At 68.2% G+C, this 16,510-nt stretch carries 13 protein-coding genes; 9 read left to right on the top strand and 4 right to left on the bottom strand.

Features of this window, described 5'->3' with window-relative positions; all coding sequences use genetic code 11:
- Positions 1 to 8: 8 nt before the first annotated feature.
- The 3 genes from proX to PHP91_RS03410 all read left to right on the top strand — a co-directional run bounded on the left by proX (position 9) and on the right by PHP91_RS03410 (position 2,411).
- Positions 9 to 1,043, top strand: a complete 1,035-nt coding sequence (gene proX, locus PHP91_RS03420; protein ID WP_300136887.1) for a glycine betaine/L-proline ABC transporter substrate-binding protein ProX — start codon at positions 9 to 11, stop codon at positions 1,041 to 1,043.
- A gap of 140 nt (positions 1,044 to 1,183) precedes the next feature.
- A complete protein-coding gene (locus tag PHP91_RS03415; RefSeq protein ID WP_300136884.1) occupies positions 1,184 to 1,954 on the top strand; it encodes a hypothetical protein in 771 nt (256 codons plus the stop codon).
- 139 nt (positions 1,955 to 2,093) lie between these two features.
- On the top strand, positions 2,094 to 2,411 hold the full coding sequence (locus PHP91_RS03410) for a hypothetical protein (RefSeq protein WP_300136881.1): 318 nt from the start codon (positions 2,094 to 2,096) through the stop codon (positions 2,409 to 2,411).
- Between the two features lie 42 nt (positions 2,412 to 2,453).
- Here PHP91_RS03410 and PHP91_RS03405 read toward each other — a convergent pair whose 3' ends face one another.
- The 4 genes from PHP91_RS03405 to PHP91_RS03390 are packed head-to-tail and all read right to left on the bottom strand — an operon-like array spanning position 2,454 to position 8,568.
- A complete protein-coding gene (locus PHP91_RS03405) occupies positions 2,454 to 2,666 on the bottom strand; it encodes a hypothetical protein (protein WP_300136878.1) in 213 nt (70 codons plus the stop codon).
- Complete coding sequence (locus tag PHP91_RS03400) at positions 2,663 to 5,824, bottom strand: efflux RND transporter permease subunit (protein ID WP_300136875.1); 3,162 nt, start codon at positions 5,822 to 5,824, stop codon at positions 2,663 to 2,665. The genes PHP91_RS03405 and PHP91_RS03400 overlap by 4 nt, the downstream gene beginning before the upstream one ends.
- The gene (locus PHP91_RS03395) at positions 5,814 to 7,079 is read right to left on the bottom strand and encodes an efflux RND transporter periplasmic adaptor subunit (protein WP_300136872.1); all 1,266 of its coding nucleotides are present in this window, start codon (positions 7,077 to 7,079) and stop codon (positions 5,814 to 5,816) included. The genes PHP91_RS03400 and PHP91_RS03395 overlap by 11 nt, the downstream gene beginning before the upstream one ends.
- 4 nt (positions 7,080 to 7,083) lie before the next feature.
- The gene (locus tag PHP91_RS03390; protein ID WP_300136869.1) at positions 7,084 to 8,568 is read right to left on the bottom strand and encodes an efflux transporter outer membrane subunit; all 1,485 of its coding nucleotides are present in this window, start codon (positions 8,566 to 8,568) and stop codon (positions 7,084 to 7,086) included.
- Between the two features lie 129 nt (positions 8,569 to 8,697).
- Here PHP91_RS03390 and PHP91_RS03385 point away from each other — a divergent pair, with 129 nt between their 5' ends.
- The 6 genes from PHP91_RS03385 (at position 8,698) to speB (ending at position 16,148) form a co-directional block, all read left to right on the top strand.
- Positions 8,698 to 9,402, top strand: coding sequence for a response regulator transcription factor (locus PHP91_RS03385; RefSeq protein WP_300136866.1), 705 nt, complete (start codon positions 8,698 to 8,700; stop codon positions 9,400 to 9,402).
- A complete protein-coding gene (locus PHP91_RS03380; RefSeq protein ID WP_300136863.1) occupies positions 9,402 to 10,769 on the top strand; it encodes a HAMP domain-containing sensor histidine kinase in 1,368 nt (455 codons plus the stop codon). Before PHP91_RS03385 ends, PHP91_RS03380 begins: the two co-directional genes overlap by 1 nt.
- Positions 10,770 to 10,964: 195 nt before the next feature.
- Positions 10,965 to 12,878, top strand: coding sequence for a biosynthetic arginine decarboxylase (gene speA / locus PHP91_RS03375; protein WP_300136860.1), 1,914 nt, complete (start codon positions 10,965 to 10,967; stop codon positions 12,876 to 12,878).
- A gap of 42 nt (positions 12,879 to 12,920) precedes the next feature.
- On the top strand, positions 12,921 to 14,111 hold the full coding sequence (locus tag PHP91_RS03370) for a saccharopine dehydrogenase family protein (protein WP_300136857.1): 1,191 nt from the start codon (positions 12,921 to 12,923) through the stop codon (positions 14,109 to 14,111).
- Positions 14,111 to 15,280 carry a carboxynorspermidine decarboxylase gene (gene nspC, locus PHP91_RS03365; RefSeq protein ID WP_300136854.1) on the top strand — a complete coding sequence of 390 codons (1,170 nt, stop codon included), beginning with the start codon at positions 14,111 to 14,113 and terminating at the stop codon, positions 15,278 to 15,280. Before PHP91_RS03370 ends, nspC begins: the two co-directional genes overlap by 1 nt.
- Positions 15,281 to 15,293: 13 nt before the next feature.
- Positions 15,294 to 16,148 carry an agmatinase gene (gene speB, locus PHP91_RS03360; RefSeq protein WP_300136851.1) on the top strand — a complete coding sequence of 285 codons (855 nt, stop codon included), beginning with the start codon at positions 15,294 to 15,296 and terminating at the stop codon, positions 16,146 to 16,148.
- The last annotated feature ends 362 nt before the right edge of the window (positions 16,149 to 16,510 follow it).

The raw sequence follows: 16,510 nt of genomic DNA, 5'->3' as shown, positions 1-16,510 counted from the left end.
GAGGTTCCATGAAACGACTGCTGCAACTGACCCTGGCCGCGCTGCTCACGGCCGCGCTGGCCGCCAACGCCCTGGCCCTGAACACGACCCCCGGCGAGGGCGTGACCGTCCGGCCCGCGCGGGCCACCTGGAACACCGGCTTCTTCCAGGAGGCGCTGATCCGCAAGGCGCTGACCGAGCTGGGCTACGACGTCGAAAAGCCCAAGGACCTGACCAACCCCATCTTCTACAAGTCCGTCACCCTGGGCGACGTGGACTACTGGGCCAACGGCTGGTTCCCCATGCACGACGCCCAACTGCCCAAAAACTTCGACGCCAAGGCCGAGAAGATCGGATACGTGGCCAAGGCGGGCGGCATGCAGGGCTACCTGGTCTCCAAACGCGAGGTGGAGAAGTTCAACATCAAGTCCCTGGACGACTTCAAGCGGCCCGAGGTCGTCAAGGCCTTTGACCAGAACGGCGACGGCAAGGCCGACCTGACCGCCTGCCCCCCCGGCTGGGGCTGCGAGAAGGTCATCGCCCACCACATGAAGGTCTACGGCCTGGACAAGTACATCGACCCGGTCAAGGCCTCCTACGAGGCGGGCATGGCCGCCGCCCTCGGGGCCTACAAGTCGGGCAAGCCCGTCTTCTTCTACACCTGGACGCCCAACTGGACCGTGTTCAAGTTCAAGCCCGGCCAGGACGTCATGTGGATCAACGTGCCCGGGATCAAGCCCACCGAGGCCCAGGCCATGGCCGTTGACCGGATGACCGTGTCCGGCGTGGAGGGCGCGGTCTCCAACCCGCTCAAGGCGGGCTTCGTGGTCTCGGACATCCGCTGCGTGGCCAACAGGAAGTTCCTGGCCGCCAACCCGGCCGCCGCGAAATTCCTGGAGGAGTTCACCCTGTCGCTCTCGGACATCAGCGAGCAGAACACCCGGATGAACGAGGGCGAGAAGTCCGAAAAGGACATCGCCCGCCACGCCGACGAATGGATCGCCAGGCACCAGGACTTGTGGAACAAGTGGCTCACGGCCGCCCGTGAGGCCGCCGCGAAGTAATCCCTTCCCTCAAGCCCTCCAGGGGGAGTCCGGCCTCGCCGGGCTCCCTTTTTTTCGCGCCCGCGTCCGCTCCGCCCCTTTCCGCCGCCGGGCCGGGTGTGATAGGCACGATTGAGCAACCCTCGCCAAAGGAGCCCTCCATGCCGAGCCGTCACATCCTGCCCGCCCTTGTCCTCGCCGCCCTGCTCGCCACCCTGGCCGCCGTCCCCGCCCCGGCGGGCGCGGAGGGCGTCCCCGCCTGGATGGCGTCCTGCCGCCAGTTGGTGGTGGTCACCGCGCCGGACTGGGACAGCCAAGCCGGCTCCCTGAGTTGGTACGAACGGCGCGACGGCGGGCCCTGGCGCGCGGCCGGAGGCCCGGTGCGCGCGGACCTCGGCGTGCACGGCCTGGGCTGGGGCGTCGGGCTGCACGGGCCGGACGCCGCCCTGTCCGGCGAACCGATCAAGAAGGAGGGGGACGGCAAGGCCCCGTCCGGGGCCTTCGGCCTGCCCCTGGCCTTCGCCTACGACCCCGCCGACCTGGCGGGAACCGGCCTGCCGGTCATGGGCGTGGGGCCGGACCTCTACTGCGTGGACGACGTGGCGTCGAACCACTACAACTCCCTGGTCCGGCTGCCCGGCCCGGGGCCCAAGCCGTGGAAGAGCGCGGAGACCATGCTCCGGCCCGACGGCGTCTACCGCATCGGCCTGCTGGTGGCCCACAACCTGAGCCGCCCGGCTCCCGGCCGGGGGTCCTGCATCTTCATGCACCTGCTCAAGCCCGACGACGCGCCCACCTCCGGGTGCACGGCCCTGAACGGCGAGGCCCTGCAAAAGCTCATCCTCTGGCTCGACCCGGCTGCCCGGCCCGTGCTGGTCCAGCTCCCCGAGGCGGCCCACGCCCGGCTGCGCGCACCCTGGGCCCTGCCCTGACCCGCTCCCCGATCAACCGGGTCCCTTACATTTATCAAGACGGCGCAAAACACCGTCCAACAATTCGCGGCCAGGATCGGCCTCAGGCCGAAACACCGTGGGCGAGCGCCCTCGCCCCACCCCCAACCGCGAGACATCCATGCAACGATTCCCGATGATTCTCCTGCTGGTGGCCCTGGCCGTCCGGCCCATCCTTGAAGATGAGCACGGGAAGAAAACCAAGCCGACAAAGGGAATCGAGAGCGACTCCAGCCTGGACCGCCGCCAGGAGCTGGAAGACCTGGATTGGACCGTCATCAAGCAGCTCTCCCGCCACCTGGACCGGAAGCAGCTCAACGAATACTGCAACCTCCCGGACGAGGAGGCCAAGGCCCGGCAACGGGGCGGGCCGGGGCGGGGCGGCGTCTCGGGCGGCGCCGGCGGCGGGGTCAAGATCGTGCCCGAAAGCGGCGGCTAGCCCCCTTTTCCGGGCCTCTTCGCCTGCATCCCGACCCGCGACCTATCCGGCCAGCCGCCCCAGCAGGCAGAGGGCGCAGGCATCCATCTCGTTCGGGGTCAAGGTCCCGGGCGGCAGCTCCAGTCCCCGTTCCTCCAGGAGCAGGATCAGGGAGCAGACCGAATGGCCGCGCAGGGGGCAGCCCGCTCCCCGGCGGTCCTTGCCCGGCTCCTCGGCCGCGCGTCCTTCTCCGGGCGTCGCGTCGAGGCGGGTCATGCGTCGGCCTCCCGGTTCGCCCGGCTCCCGGCCCGCCGGGCTCCGAGGCGGCCCACGCCCTCCCGGACGTCCTCCAGGGCCATGTACAGGGCGGGCACCAGGATCAGGGTGATGCCGGTGGCGAAGAGGATGCCGAAGCCGAGCGAGATGGCCATGGGGATGAGGAACTGGGCCTGGCGCGAGGTCTCCAGGATCATGGGGGCCAGGCCGCCGAAGGTGGTCAGGGTGGTCAGCATGATCGGCCGGAAGCGCGCGGTCCCCGCCTCCAGCACGGCGTCGTGGGCGCAGTGCCCCAGGGTGCGCTGGCGGTTGGCGTATTCGATGAACACCAGGGAGTCGTTGACCACCACGCCCGCCAGGGCCACGATGCCGAGCATGCTGTTCAGGCTCAGCGGATAGCCCATGAGCAGGTGGCCCAGCACGGCTCCCACGGTGCCGAAGGGGATGCTGACCATGATGATGATCGGCTGGACGTAGCTCTTGAAGGGAATGGCCAGGAGCGCGTAGATGCCGAGCAACGCCAGGAACAGGCCGGTGTACAGGCTGTCCATGCCCTCGCTCATGTCGCCCTGGTGGCCCTCGATGGAGTAGCCCAGGCCGGGGTGCCTGGCCTGGAGCTTCGGCATGGCGTCGCGCAGGACCTCGGTCAGGACCTGCCCGGCCTCGTTGCGCGGCGTGACGTCGCAGCCGACCACCAGGGAGCGGCGGCCGTCCACGTGCTTGATGGAGGTGTAGGCCCGGCCGCGGGTCACGTCCACCACCTCGCGCAGGGGCACGTCCTTGCCGTCCGGGGTGCGGACCATGAACTCCTCCAGGTCGAACTCGGACTCGCGCTCGGACTCGGGGCGGCGCACCAGGACCTTGACCTCGTTGCGGCCGCGCTGCTGGCGCAGGACCTCCTTGCCGTAGTAGGCGGCGCGGACCTGGCTGGCGATGTCCTGGGCGGTGAGGCCCAGGCTCTCGCCCTCGGGCCGGATCTTGAAGTCGAGCTGCTGCTTGCCGGGCGAAAAGCCGTCGTCGATGTCCTTGACCTTGGGGAAGTAGGACAGGGCCTCGGCAAGTTCGGCGGCCGCCTGCTTCAGCGTCTCCTCGTCGCTGTGGGTGAGCTGGATTTCCAGCTCGTTGCCCGCTCCGGGCCCGCCCTGGTCCGACTGGAAGGTCAGGTTCTCCAGGCCGGGGATGACCCCGGCCTCCCGCCGCCACGCCTGCACGAACTCCTCGGTGGAGATGGGCCGCGTGTCCGCGCCGGTCAGGTAGATCTGGACGCTGACCACATGGCTGCCCGAGATGTCGCGCCCGGCCCCGCCGATCTTGGCGTAGGTGCCCAGGCGCAGCCTGTCGCCGCCGTTCACCGCCACCACGCGCTCGGCCGCGTCCAGGAGCTTGTCGCGCACGGCCTCGGTCCGGGCCACGGGCGAGCCGTAGGGCAGCTCGGCCATGGCGTAGGCGTAGTCGGACTCGATGCGGGGCATCAGGGTCATGCCCAGCCGCCCGCTCAGGGCGTAGGCCGCGCTGAGCAGGAGCAGGGCCACCCCGGCGGCCAGGGTGACGTAGCGCCAGGTCAGGCAGCGGTCCAGGAACGGCCGGTAGACGTTGCGGATGAAGGACAGGAGCCCGTCGCCGATCCGCTTCTGGCGGGCGGCGGCCCAGCTCAGAAACCGGCCAGGCCCGCGCTCGCTCACGTGGGCCAGGTGGGCGGGCAGGATGAACAGGCTCTCGATGAGCGAGACCGCGAACACGCTGATGACCACCACCGGGATGCAGTACATCATCTTGCCCATCATGCCCGGAATGAACATGAGCGGCAGGAAGGTCACGATGTTGGTCAGCACGCTGAAGACAACGGGCAGGGCTATCTCGCGCGCGCCCCTGATGGCGGCCCTCAGCGGCGACATGCCCTGCTGGCGCATGGTGAAGACGTTCTCGCCCACCACGATGGCGTCGTCCACCACGATGCCCAGCGCGATGAGGAAGGCGAACATTGAGATCATGTTCACGCTCACCCCGGCGGCCTTGAGCGCGATGAACGAGCCGAGGAAGGAGACCGGGATGCCCATGGCCACCCAGAAGGCGAGCCGGGCGTCCAGGAAGACGGCCAGGAGGATGAAGACCAGGACCAGGCCCATGCAGCCGTTGCCGATGAGCAGGTCCATGCGCTGGTTGAAGATTTCGGAGGAGTCGTTGAGGACCACGACGTGCACCGAGGAAGGGAGCCGCAGCTCGAACTCGGCCAGGACCTTGCGGGCGGCCGCGGCCACCGAGCCGGGAGTCTGGTCGCCGATGCGGAAGACGTCCAGGCGCACGGCGGGCTGGCCGTTGTATCGGGTGATGATGTCGTCGTCCTGGAACCCGTCGGCCACGGAGCCGATGTCGCCGAGCAGGACCTGGGCGCCGTCCGGGCCCGTGACCACCGGGATGTTCGCGAACTCGTGCGCCCAGTCCCGGCGCTCGCGCATGCGCACCAGCACCTCGCCCGCGGAGGTCTTGATGGACCCGCCGGGCATGTCCAGGGCGGCGTCGCCCAGGGTCTCGGCCACGGTGGAGAGGGTCAGGTTGTGGGCGCGCAGCTTGGCCTCGGGGACCTCCACGCTGATCTGAAGCCCGCTGACCTCCTTGAGCTCGGCCTGGGTGATGCCGGAGGAGGCCAGCAACTCCTCGCGCAACTGCTCGGCCAGTTCGCGCAGGGCCAGTTCGTCCTGCTTGCCGTAGATCATCAGGGAGAGGACGTCGCGGCGGTGGGTTCCCTCGGAAATGACCGGCTCCTCCGCCTCCTCGGGCAGGGAGGTGATGCCGTCCACCTCGCTCTTCACGTCCTGGAGCAGCCGCTGGACGTTCGCGCCCTCCAGGGCCTCGACCACGATGCTGGCCTGGCCCTCGCTGGAGGTGGAGGTGACCTCCTTGACGCCCTCGATGCCCTGGACCGCCTGCTCCACGGCCAGGGTGACGCCCTGCTCCACCTCCTCCGGGCTCGCGCCCGGGTAGGCGATGGAGATGGAGACGGTGTCGGTCTCGAACTCGGGAAAGACCTCCTGCTTGACCTGGAAGGCGAAGATCAGCCCGCCCACCAGGAAGAGGACCATCATCAGGTTGGCGGCGATGGAGTTGCCCGCCATCCAGGCGATGGCGCCGCGCTCGGCGCGTCCGGGCCTAGTTGTCATGGCTGCCGCCCTCCGGGGTCGCGTTGGCCACGTCCGACCCGCCGCCGGGTTCCGGGCTCGCGGCCGCCTTCACGGACGCGGACTCCAGGCGCATGCCGTCGAGCGGCGCGTTGATGGAGGAGAGGACCACCTGCTCGCCCTCGGCCAGCCCTTCGGTGAGCAGCACGGTCTCGGCGTCGCGCCAGACCGGGGCGACGCTGCGGATTTCCATCTTGCCGTCGCTCCCCAGGACCCAGATTTTGCCGTTGTCGCGGAACGCCTTGCGCGGGATGGCGAAGGAGTCCGTCACCTCGCCGCCGTCGATGAGCACCTTGACGTAGCTGCCGAGCAGCAGCGGCCGCACGGACGGGTCGCCCTTGATGTTCAGGGGGTCGCGCACCGAGACGAGCACGCGGGCCATGCGCCCCTCGCTCTCCAGAGAGGGAAGCAGCCGGATGACCGCGCCCGCGCGCCGGGAGGTCAGGCCGTTGGTCCCGCTGACGACCACGGCGTCGGCCCCGGCCGCGTTGTCCGCGCCGGGCAGGCGGATGCGGTCCAGCCGGTCCACGGGCACGGTGGCCTGGACCCAGAATTCCTCGGTGCCCACCAGGGTGGCCAGGGTCTCCTGCTTGGAGACCGTGGCCCCGAGGTTGGCGGCCACGGACTCGACCACGGCCGGGAAGGGCGCGACAATGGTGGTGCGCGAGAGGTCGAGCTCGGCCTGGGCCAGCCTGGCCCGCGCCGCCTCCAGGTCCGCCTTGGCCTTTTCCAGGTGGGGCTTGCGCAGGGCCAGGTCGGCGTCCTGCATGGTCCCCTTGGCCGACTGCCGGAGCAGCTTCCACTCGCGGGCGGCCACGTTCTGGTAGCCGAGCTCCACCTTGAGGTCGTATTCGGCGTCGGCCACGTCGGCCTTCACCTCGCGCAGGGCCAGCTCGTAGTCGCTGGGGTCGATGCGCAGCATCTCCTCGCCCTTGGCGAAGAACCCGCCGGGCACGAAGGCCTTGGCCGTCTCGACGATCTTGCCCTCCACCTGGGGCGTGAGCGAAATCTCGTGGGCGGCCACCACCGTGCCCATGACCGAGAGGGTCACCGGATGGCTCCCGCGCGTGAAGGCGGCGGTCTCCACCGTGGGCGCGGCCGTCACCGGCGGCATCCGCCGGGCCTTGGGCGCGGTGGCGATCAGGGCGTAGCCCCCGGCGCCCGCCAGGATGAGGATGACGAGGGGGACGGCTATCTTGAGGCCTGTTCCGGCCGAAAATCGCGAAAAAAGCGTCATGGGACTATCCCTTGTTCGGTGTTTGCCCGGCGGCGTCCGTTTCGGACCCGGCCGGGGGTTGCAGTGCGTCGGCCCAGGCCCCGCCCAGGGCGCGGTGCAGGGAGACGCGATAGAGGAGCAGGTCCTCCTGGTCGGTCACGTCCGAAAGCTCCAGGTTCTGGACCGAAAGCAGGGCCGTGAGCACGGGCAGGTAGTCGTCCAGCCCCTGGACGTAGCGAGACAGGGCCTCGCGCAGGTTGACGCGGGCGGCCGCGAGCTGGCCGTGGCGGGCCTCGATGTAGCGCTGCTGCCACTTTTCCCTGGTCAGGGCGTCCTCCACCTCCTTGAAGGCGGTCAGGACCGCGGACTTGTAGGCGGCCAGCCGCTCGTCCACCACGCCCCTGGCCTTCTCCACCTCGGCCTTGCGGTAGCCGCCGTCGAAGATGGGCCCGGCCACCGAGGCCGCCAGGGTCAGTATCCAGTTGTCGAACACCGTGGCCAGTTGCGCCCCGCTGAAGGCCCCGGAGCCCGACAGAGTCAGGCTCGGCAGCCGGTCGGCCCTGGCCGCGGCCACGGCCCAGTCGGACGATCGCAGGGAGAGCCCGGCCGAACGCACGTCGGGCCGGTTGGCCAGCAGGTCTGCGGGCAGCCCCACGCCGGGCAGGGGCGGCAGGGCGGGCGGCTCTTCCCCGGACAAAGCCACGGCCCCGGCCGGGCGGCCCAGCAGCGCGGCCAGCTCGTGCAGAAGCACCCGCTCCTCGGACTCCACGGGCGGAATCTGCGCCTTGACCTTGGCCAAGGACTCGCGCTGCTGGTAGACGTCCAGCGCCGTGGCCAGGGAGTTGCGGAACCGCAGCTCGATCAGCTCCAGGTAGGTCTCGTTGGCCTTGACCTGCTCCTGCAATATCTGCCTCTCCCGCCGCCGGGCCTGGATCTCGATCCAGCGGTCGACCACCTCGGCGGCCACGGTCATGGCCGAGGCGCGCAGGTCCTCCAGCCCGGCCTGCGCGTCCAGCGCGCCCGAGGCCGCCTCGGCCCCCACCCGGCCCCAGAGGTCCACCTCGTAGGCGGCGCTCAGGCCCAGGGAATGGCTGTCGGCGTCGGTGGTCTTCTTGCCGCCGCTCCCGGCGTCCGCGCGCTGGCGGGTGTGCGAATAACCCGCGTCGCCGTCCAGGGAGGGATAGCGGTCCGCCCCGGACTGCACGGCGCCGGCCCTGGCCTGGCGCAGCCTGGCCCAGGCCTGGCGGATGTCCAGGTTTTCGGCCAGGGCGGTCTCCACCAGCCGGTTCAGCTCGGCGCTGCCGAACCCTTCCCACCACTTGCCGGTGGCCGTGGCGTTGTCGGAATAGAGGGAAAAGCAGGGGGGCAGCATGTCGGCGTTGAAGTCGCGGGGCGCGGGCCTGAAGGGCGAGCACCCCCCGGCCGCCAGCAGCAGGACGAGGGCCAGGACCGTCGCCGCGGGGAGCGACGCCGGTCTTTTGGGGGATATGGGTGTGTTGTTCTTGCGCATGATCTGTGCTCCCCTTCTATCCGCCGGGGGGGCCGGATTGTTTTTCGCGCGTGATAAAAGATGTTAAAAGCTGTTAAAGAAGACGGAGGCGGCTTTTCAGGCCGCGCCGCAATGCGTAAGGAAGGAGCCATGGACAACGCCCATCTCCTGCTGCTCGTGGACGACGACGAGGAACTCTGCGCCCTGATCCGGGAATACCTGGAGGGATACGGCTTCTTGGTGCTGACCCTGCCCTCGGGCGAGAAGGTGGCCGAGACCGTGGCCGAGCGCTCGCCCGCCCTGGTCATCCTGGACGTGATGATGCCCGGCAGGAACGGGCTGGAGGTCCTGGCCGACCTGCGCACCCGGTCCACGGTGCCGGTCATCATGCTCACGGCCAAGGGCGAGGACACGGACCGCATCGTCGGCCTGGAGCTGGGCGCGGACGACTACATGCCCAAGCCCTTCAACCCGCGCGAACTGCTGGCCCGGATCAAGGCCGTGCTCCGCCGCCACGAGATGGGCTCGGGCAGGCCCGGCGAACGGCCGGACCGGTTCGTCCGCTGCGGCGGCCTGGCCCTGGACACCGGGCGGCAGGTTCTGGTGGCGGAGGGCGACGAGATCGAACTCTCGGCCACCGAATACCGCCTGCTCAAGGTCTTCATGGAAAACCCGGACACGGCCATGACCCGTGACGAGCTGATGACCCTGGTCTGGGACAAGGACTTCAACGCCTACGACCGGTCCATCGACGTCCACGTCCACAAGCTGCGCTCCCTGCTCAAGCCCTACGACGCCCACCGGGAGCGGATCAAGACCGTCTGGGGCACCGGCTACCTCTTCCTGGGGGCGTGATGCGCGTAAGCAAGCTCTACCTCAAGATTTTCCTCGCCTTCCTGGCCGTGCTCATCGCGGCCGAGAGCGCGGTCTTCATCTTCGTCCTCTCGGGCAGGCCGCCCTCCCCCTTCATCCGCACCGTGGTCGGCGAGACGGTCATGGCGGACCGGCTCATCCGCAAGGAGCTGGCCGAGGCCCCGGCCGGGGCCAACGCGGCCGCCCGCCTCGGCCCGGTCATGCGCATCCTGGACAGGGAGCACCGCCGCCTCTGGGTCAGCGACGCCAATGGCGCGACCCTGGCCGCCAGCTTCGACGGCCGGCCCCCGGTCATGGACATGGCCCTGGACCCGGTGGAGCTGGCCGAAGGCGAGCCGGTGCGCATGTTCAAGGCCGAAGGCCGCCACTTCAAGGCCATCTACCTGGAGTCGGACATCATTGCGCCCGGCGGCGCGCCCCTCCTGCTCCACGTCCTCATCGACCGGCCGCACCACAACGAGGAGACCTGGTTCCTCAAGGGGCTGCTCCTGCTCACCGTGCTCGGCGCGCTGTTCATCCTGCCCGTGGCCCTGCGCATCATCCGGCCCGTCCGCAAGCTGGCCGAGGCCGCCGACCGCCTGGGCCACGGCGACTTCTCCCAGCGCGTGCCCGTCACCGGCCGGGACGAGGTAGCCGACCTGGCCAACAAGTTCAACAACATGGCCGGGCGGCTCCAGAAGCTCGTCCTCTCGGGCCGGGAGCTGACCGCCCAGCTCTCCCACGAGCTGCGCACCCCGCTCGCCCGTATGCGCATCTCGCTCCAGATGGCCATGGAGCGCGGGGCCGAGGGCGGCGCGGACCGCCGATACCTGGACAAGATCGGCGACGAGATCGAGAACATGGACCGGATCATCGGCTCCATCCTGGACCTCTCCAAGCTGGACATGCAGGAGGCCCCGCCGCGCACGGACCGGGTGGACGTCTCCGCCCGCCTGGCCGAGCTGCTGGAGACCTACGGCCCCATGGTCGAGCGACACGGTTTCGCCCTGACGGCCGAGCTCGGCGCCACCCCGGCCCTGCGCTGCAACGCCCACGCCCTGGACGTGCTGCTGAACAACATTCTGGCCAACGCCATGAAGTACACCGACGAGGGCGGGGCCATCGAGGTCCGCGCCCTGGCCGGGACCGAAGGCCTCGTCGTTGAGGTGGCCAACGCCCACCCGCCCCTGTCGGACAAGGACCTCGCCGACATGTTCACCCCCTTCCACCGCCTCTACCGGGGCAAGGAGGCGGGCACCGGCCTGGGGTTGACCACGGCCCGGCGCATGGCCGAGATGCACGGCGGGACCATCGAGTCCTCCTGGGCCGACGGCCGGGTCCGCATCCGGGTCGAACTCCCCCTGGGCTGACCGGCTTGATCCCGCGCCGGACGGGGGCTTCCGCCGCTGCGAAAAAAAGAATATCCTTCTTGACCGAACGGCGGTTGACTTTTACCACACTAAACCATAAATCGCCGTTTCCACTTGGTGGACGGGCTCTGGATTTCCGTCCGCCAGTCACCCGGGTATTCCCCGAATCCGCTTTTGGATATGGAGGATTTATGAGTGACCCCTTCTCTGGAAAGATGGACCGTTGAACGGTCCACGGAACTCTACGGCGTCCGTGAATGGGGCGCCGGATTCTTCGGTATTTCCCCTTCGGGCGAGCTGCAGGTAACTGCCGAGCCCGGCAAATTCGAAAACGCGGTTTCCATCCCCGAAATCATCGAGGGCATCCAGGCCAGAGGCCTGGACATGCCGGTGCTCCTGCGCATCGAGAACATCCTCGACACCCAGATCTCCCTGCTCAACGAAAGCTTCCAGGACGCCATCCGCAGCCTGGACTACAAGGGAACGTATCTCGGGGCCTATCCCATCAAGGTCAACCAGCAACAGCAGGTGGTGGAGGCCGTGACCCGTCACGGCAAGAAGTACCACCACGGCCTGGAAGCGGGCAGCAAGGCCGAACTCATCGCGGCCATGGGCATGTTGCGCGACACCGAGGCCGTGCTCGTGTGCAACGGCTACAAGGACCAGGAGTTCATCGACCTGGGCCTGCACGCCACGCGTCTCGGATTCACCTGCATCATGGTCGTCGAGATGCCGGGCGAGCTGCCGCTGATCATCGAGCGCTCCAAGGTCCTCGGCGTGGAGCCCATCCTGGGCGTCCGCGTCAAGCTCTCGACCCAGGCGGGCGGTCTCTGGACCGAGTCCGGCGGCGACCGCTCCATCTTCGGCCTCAACGCGGCCCAGATCATCGACGTCATCGACGCCCTCAAGGAAGCGGACATGCTGGACCGGCTCCAGCTCCTCCACTACCACCTCGGCTCGCAGATCCCGAACATCCGGGAGATCCGCAGCGCCGTGGCCGAGGCGAGCCGCGTCTACGCGGGCCTCGTGGCCGAGGGCGCGGGAATGCGCTACCTGGACCTTGGCGGCGGCCTGGCCGTGGACTACGACGGCACCCAGACCAACTTCATGTCCAGCCGCAACTACTCCGTCAACGAGTACTGCGTGGACGTGGTCGAAGGCGTCATGACCGTGCTCGACGAGCAGAAGGTCCCCCACCCGACCATCATCACCGAGTCCGGCCGCGCCCTGGTGGCCTACTACTCCATGCTCCTGTTCAACGTGCTGGACTTCGCCCGGTTCGAGCCCGAGCCCCTGCCCGAGAAGCTCCCGCCGGACACCCACATCCAGGTCCAGCACCTCTTCGAAGCGCTCCAGGCCCTCAACCTGCGCACCATCCAGGAGTGCTTCAACGACTCCCTCTACTACCGCGACGAAGTCCGCCAGGCCTTCAGCAACGGCAAGATGTCGTTCCGCCAGCGCGCCCTGGCCGACAACGTGTTCTGGGAGATCATCCGGCGCATCGCCGTGCTCTCCAAGGACCTGCCCGCCCTGCCCCACGACCTGGAAAACGTGGGCCAGGCCCTCTCGGACATCTACTACTGCAACTTCAGCGTGTTCCAGTCCCTGCCGGACGCCTGGGCCATCGGCCAGCTCTTCCCGGTCATGCCCGTCCACCGGCTGGGCGAGGAGCCCACCCGCGAAGGACTGCTGGCCGACATCACCTGCGACTGCGACGGCAAGATCGACCGGTTCATCGACAGCCAGGGCGTCAAGCGCTCCATGCCGCTGCACGAGCTGAAGGAAAACGAGGAATACTACCTCGGAGCCTTCCTCGTGGGCGCGTACCAGGAGACCCTGGGCGACCTGCACAACCTGCTGGGCGACACCAACGTGGTCACCATCCGCATCCGCCAGGGAGGCCAGTACGACTTCGTCGGCGAGCTGGAGGGCGACTCGGTGGAGGACGTCCTCACCTACGTGGAATACGACCCCAAGGCGCTCCTGGCCCGGTTCCGCGAGACGGCGGAAAACGCCGTCCGCCACGGCCGGATCACCCCGTCCGAACGGCGCGAGACCCTCTCGGCCTACCGGAGCGGCCTCCAGGGATACACCTACTTCGAACGCTAAACCGCCGCCCCCTCCCCGGGGGCGCGCAGTAAGGAGACGTCAATGTCCAAGGTATTGATCATCGGCGCCGGAGGCGTCGGCAGCGTGGCGGTGCACAAGTGCGCCCAGGTCCCCGAGGTGTTCTCCGAAATCCACCTGGCCAGCCGCACCAAGGCCAAATGCGACGCCATCGCCGCGTCCGTGAAGCAGCGCACCGGCCGCGACGTGGCCACCCACGCCGTGGACGCGGACGACGTGGCCGAGACCGTCAGGCTCATCAACCAGGTCAAGCCCGACCTGCTGGTCAACCTGGCCCTGCCCTACCAGGACCTGCCGCTCATGGACGCCTGCCTCGAAACCGGCGTCAACTACCTCGACACCGCCAACTACGAGCCGCCCACCGAGGCCAAGTTCGAATACAAGTGGCAGTGGGCCTACCGCGAACGGTTCGAAAAGGCCGGGCTCATGGCCCTGCTCGGCTCCGGCTTCGACCCGGGCGTCACCAACGTCTTCGCGGCCCACGCCATGAAGCACCACTTCGACGAAATCCACGTCCTGGACATTATCGACTGCAACGCGGGCGACCACGGACAGGCGTTCGCCACCAACTTCAACCCGGAGATCAACATCCGGGAGATCACCCAGCGCGGCCGCTACTGGGAACGCGGCGAATGGGTCGAGACCGACCCGCTCTCCTGGTCCATGAGCTACGACTTCCCCGAAGGCATCGGGCAAAAGAAGTGCTACCTCATGTACCACGAGGAGCTCGAATCCCTGGTCATGCACCTCAAGGGGCTCAGGCGCGCCCGGTTCTGGATGACCTTCGGCGACCAGTACCTGACCCACCTGCGCGTGCTGGAAGGCGTCGGCATGACCTCCATCAAGCCCGTCGACTACAACGGCCAGATGATCCAGCCCCTCCAGTTCCTCAAGGCCGTGCTGCCCGAGCCCGGTTCCCTCGGCCCGCTGACCAAGGGCCGGACCTGCATCGGCAACGTCATGCGCGGCGTCAAGGACGGCAGGGAAAAGACCCTCTACGTCTACAACGTGTGCAGCCACGAGGCCGCCTACGAGGAAGTGGGCTCCCAGGCCATCTCCTACACCACCGGCGTCCCGGCCATGATCGGGGCCATGATGATGCTCACCGGCAAGTGGTCCGGCAAGGGCGTGTTCCACATGGAGCAGCTCGACCCCGACCCGTTCATGGCGGCCCTGAACAAGCACGGCCTGCCCTGGACCGAAGTGGAGCTGTAGTGAACGGCCGGCTCGCCTGCCGATTCGACCCGAACACGGTCGAAACCCCCGCCTACGTCACCGACGAGGGCCTCCTGGCCGACAACCTGGAGGTCCTCGCCTCGGTCAAGCGGAGCACGGGCTGCAAGATCCTGCTCGCCCTCAAGTGCTTCTCCATGTTCAGCCTCTTCCCCCTGATCCGGGAAACCCTGGACGGCGTCTGCGCCAGCTCGCCCCATGAGGCGCGCCTCGGCCGCGAGGAGTTCGGCCGCGAGGTCCACACCTTCGCCGCAGCCTTCTCCGAACCCGACGTCCGCGAGCTCTGCGAAACCAGCGACCACCTGGTCTTCAACTCCTTCGCCCAGCTCAACCGCTTCCGTCCCCTGGTGCGCCGGCTCGCCGCCGCAAGCGGCCGCGACATCGAACTCGGCCTGCGCATCAACCCCGAGCACTCCGAGGGCGCGACCCCCATCTACGACCCCTGCTCCCCCGGCTCGCGCCTCGGCATCCGCCGCGCCCAGTTCAATCCCGACGACCTGGACGACATCTCCGGCCTGCACTGGCACAACCTCTGCGAACAGGACGCCGACTGCCTGGAACGGACCATCAAAGCCGTGGAAACCCAGTTCGCCGACGTGCTGCCGCGGATGCGCTACGTCAACTTCGGCGGCGGACACCACATCACCCGGCCCGGCTACGACGTGGACCTCCTCGTCCGCCTCATCAACGACTTCCAGCAGAAATGGAACGTCCAGGTCTACCTGGAACCCGGCGAGGCCGTGGCCCTCAACGCGGGCTACCTGGTCGCCACCGTGCTCGACGTGGTCCAGGCCGACATGCCCATCGCCATCATGGACTCGGCCGTGCCCTGCCACATGCCCGACGTCATCGAAATGCCTTACCGCCCCCTCATCGTCGGCTCGGCCGAACCCGGCGAAAAGGCCTGGACCTGCCGCATCGGCGGCCCCTCCTGCCTGGCCGGAGACGTGGCGGGCGAATATTCCTTTGACAAGCCCCTCGCCTCGGGAGACAAACTCGTGTTCACGGACATGGCCATCTACACCATGGTCAAAACCAACACGTTCAACGGAATCCGGCTGCCCTCGATCTACCGCTACGAACCCGGCGAAAAACTGATGACGCCGGTCCGTTCGTTCGGCTACGATGACTTCCGAAACCGTCTCTCCTAGGGAGGAAGACCCCATGGCTGCGCATTTTCTCGAAGGCGAAATCCCCAACGCCAAACCCGAGGACGCCGCGTTCCACATCATCCCGGTCCCGCTCGAATCCACCGTCTCCTACGGCGGCGGCACCGCAAACGGCCCGGCCGCGCTCATCGACGCCTCCATCCAGCTCGAACTCTGGGACGGCAAGGACAAACCCGGCCTGCTCGGCGTCCATACCGCCGCCCCCGTGGACTGCTCCGGACCCATCGTCAAGACCTTGGACCGCATCGAAGACGCCGTGTCCTACGCCCTCGAATGCGAAGCACTGCCCCTCGTCGTCGGCGGCGAACATACCGTCACCCTCGGGGCCCTGCGCGCCATGAAACAACGATACGGCAAACTCGGCGTCGTCCAGTTCGACGCCCACGCCGACCTGCGCAATACCTACGAAGGCTCGCCCTACAGCCACGCCTGCGTCATGCGCCGCGCCGTGGACGACCTCGGCCTCCCCCTCTTCCAGATCGGCGTGCGCGCCCTCTGCGACGAAGAGGAAACCTTCCGCAAAACCAACGACATCCCCCACCTCGACGCCCGCGAACTCTTCCAAAAGGGCATCCCCGGCCGACTCCTGCCGCCCGACTTCCCCAACCGCATCTACATCACCTTCGACGTCGACGGCCTCGACCCCTCCGTCATCCGCGCCACCGGCACCCCCGTGCCCGGCGGCATCGGCTGGCAAGAAGCCCTCACCCTCCTCAATACCGTCCTCCAAGGCCGTACCCTCGTCGGCGCGGACGTCGTCGAACTCGCCCCCGCTCCCGGTGACCACGCCTCCGACTTCGCCGCCGCCCAACTCGCCTACACGCTGATGGGACTCGCGCCCAAGGAATAGCGCGAAGGATCGGCGGAGGAGGAATGCCTCCGGCGGCCCTCCGGGGGCCACTTCGTGGAGACCAGGGCGCTGCCCTATCGCTGCTGTCGACGGCTCTAAGACCGAGCAAGCTCGGCCTAAGACCCGACGCGGCCCCGCCAAAGGCAACGCCTTTGGAATCCATTCGCCGCTTTCGCAGGGGCATAGCCTGACCAGACGACTCACGCCCGCGGGGACGGACTGCCCGCTCGCCCACGCCCTGCCGGTTAACGGCTGGGGTGTTTTTAGGGGGAAAGAAACCGGACAGTTCTCAAATCAAGAACCCCGGCCCTGCCAATGTCCCAGACGCCGTAACGACAGACTTTTCAAATCTTCACCAAGCA

This window comes from Pseudodesulfovibrio sp. (assembly GCF_028692895.1).
Lineage (GTDB): Bacteria > Desulfobacterota > Desulfovibrionia > Desulfovibrionales > Desulfovibrionaceae > Pseudodesulfovibrio.
This window is presented reverse-complemented; position numbering and strand designations above follow the sequence as displayed.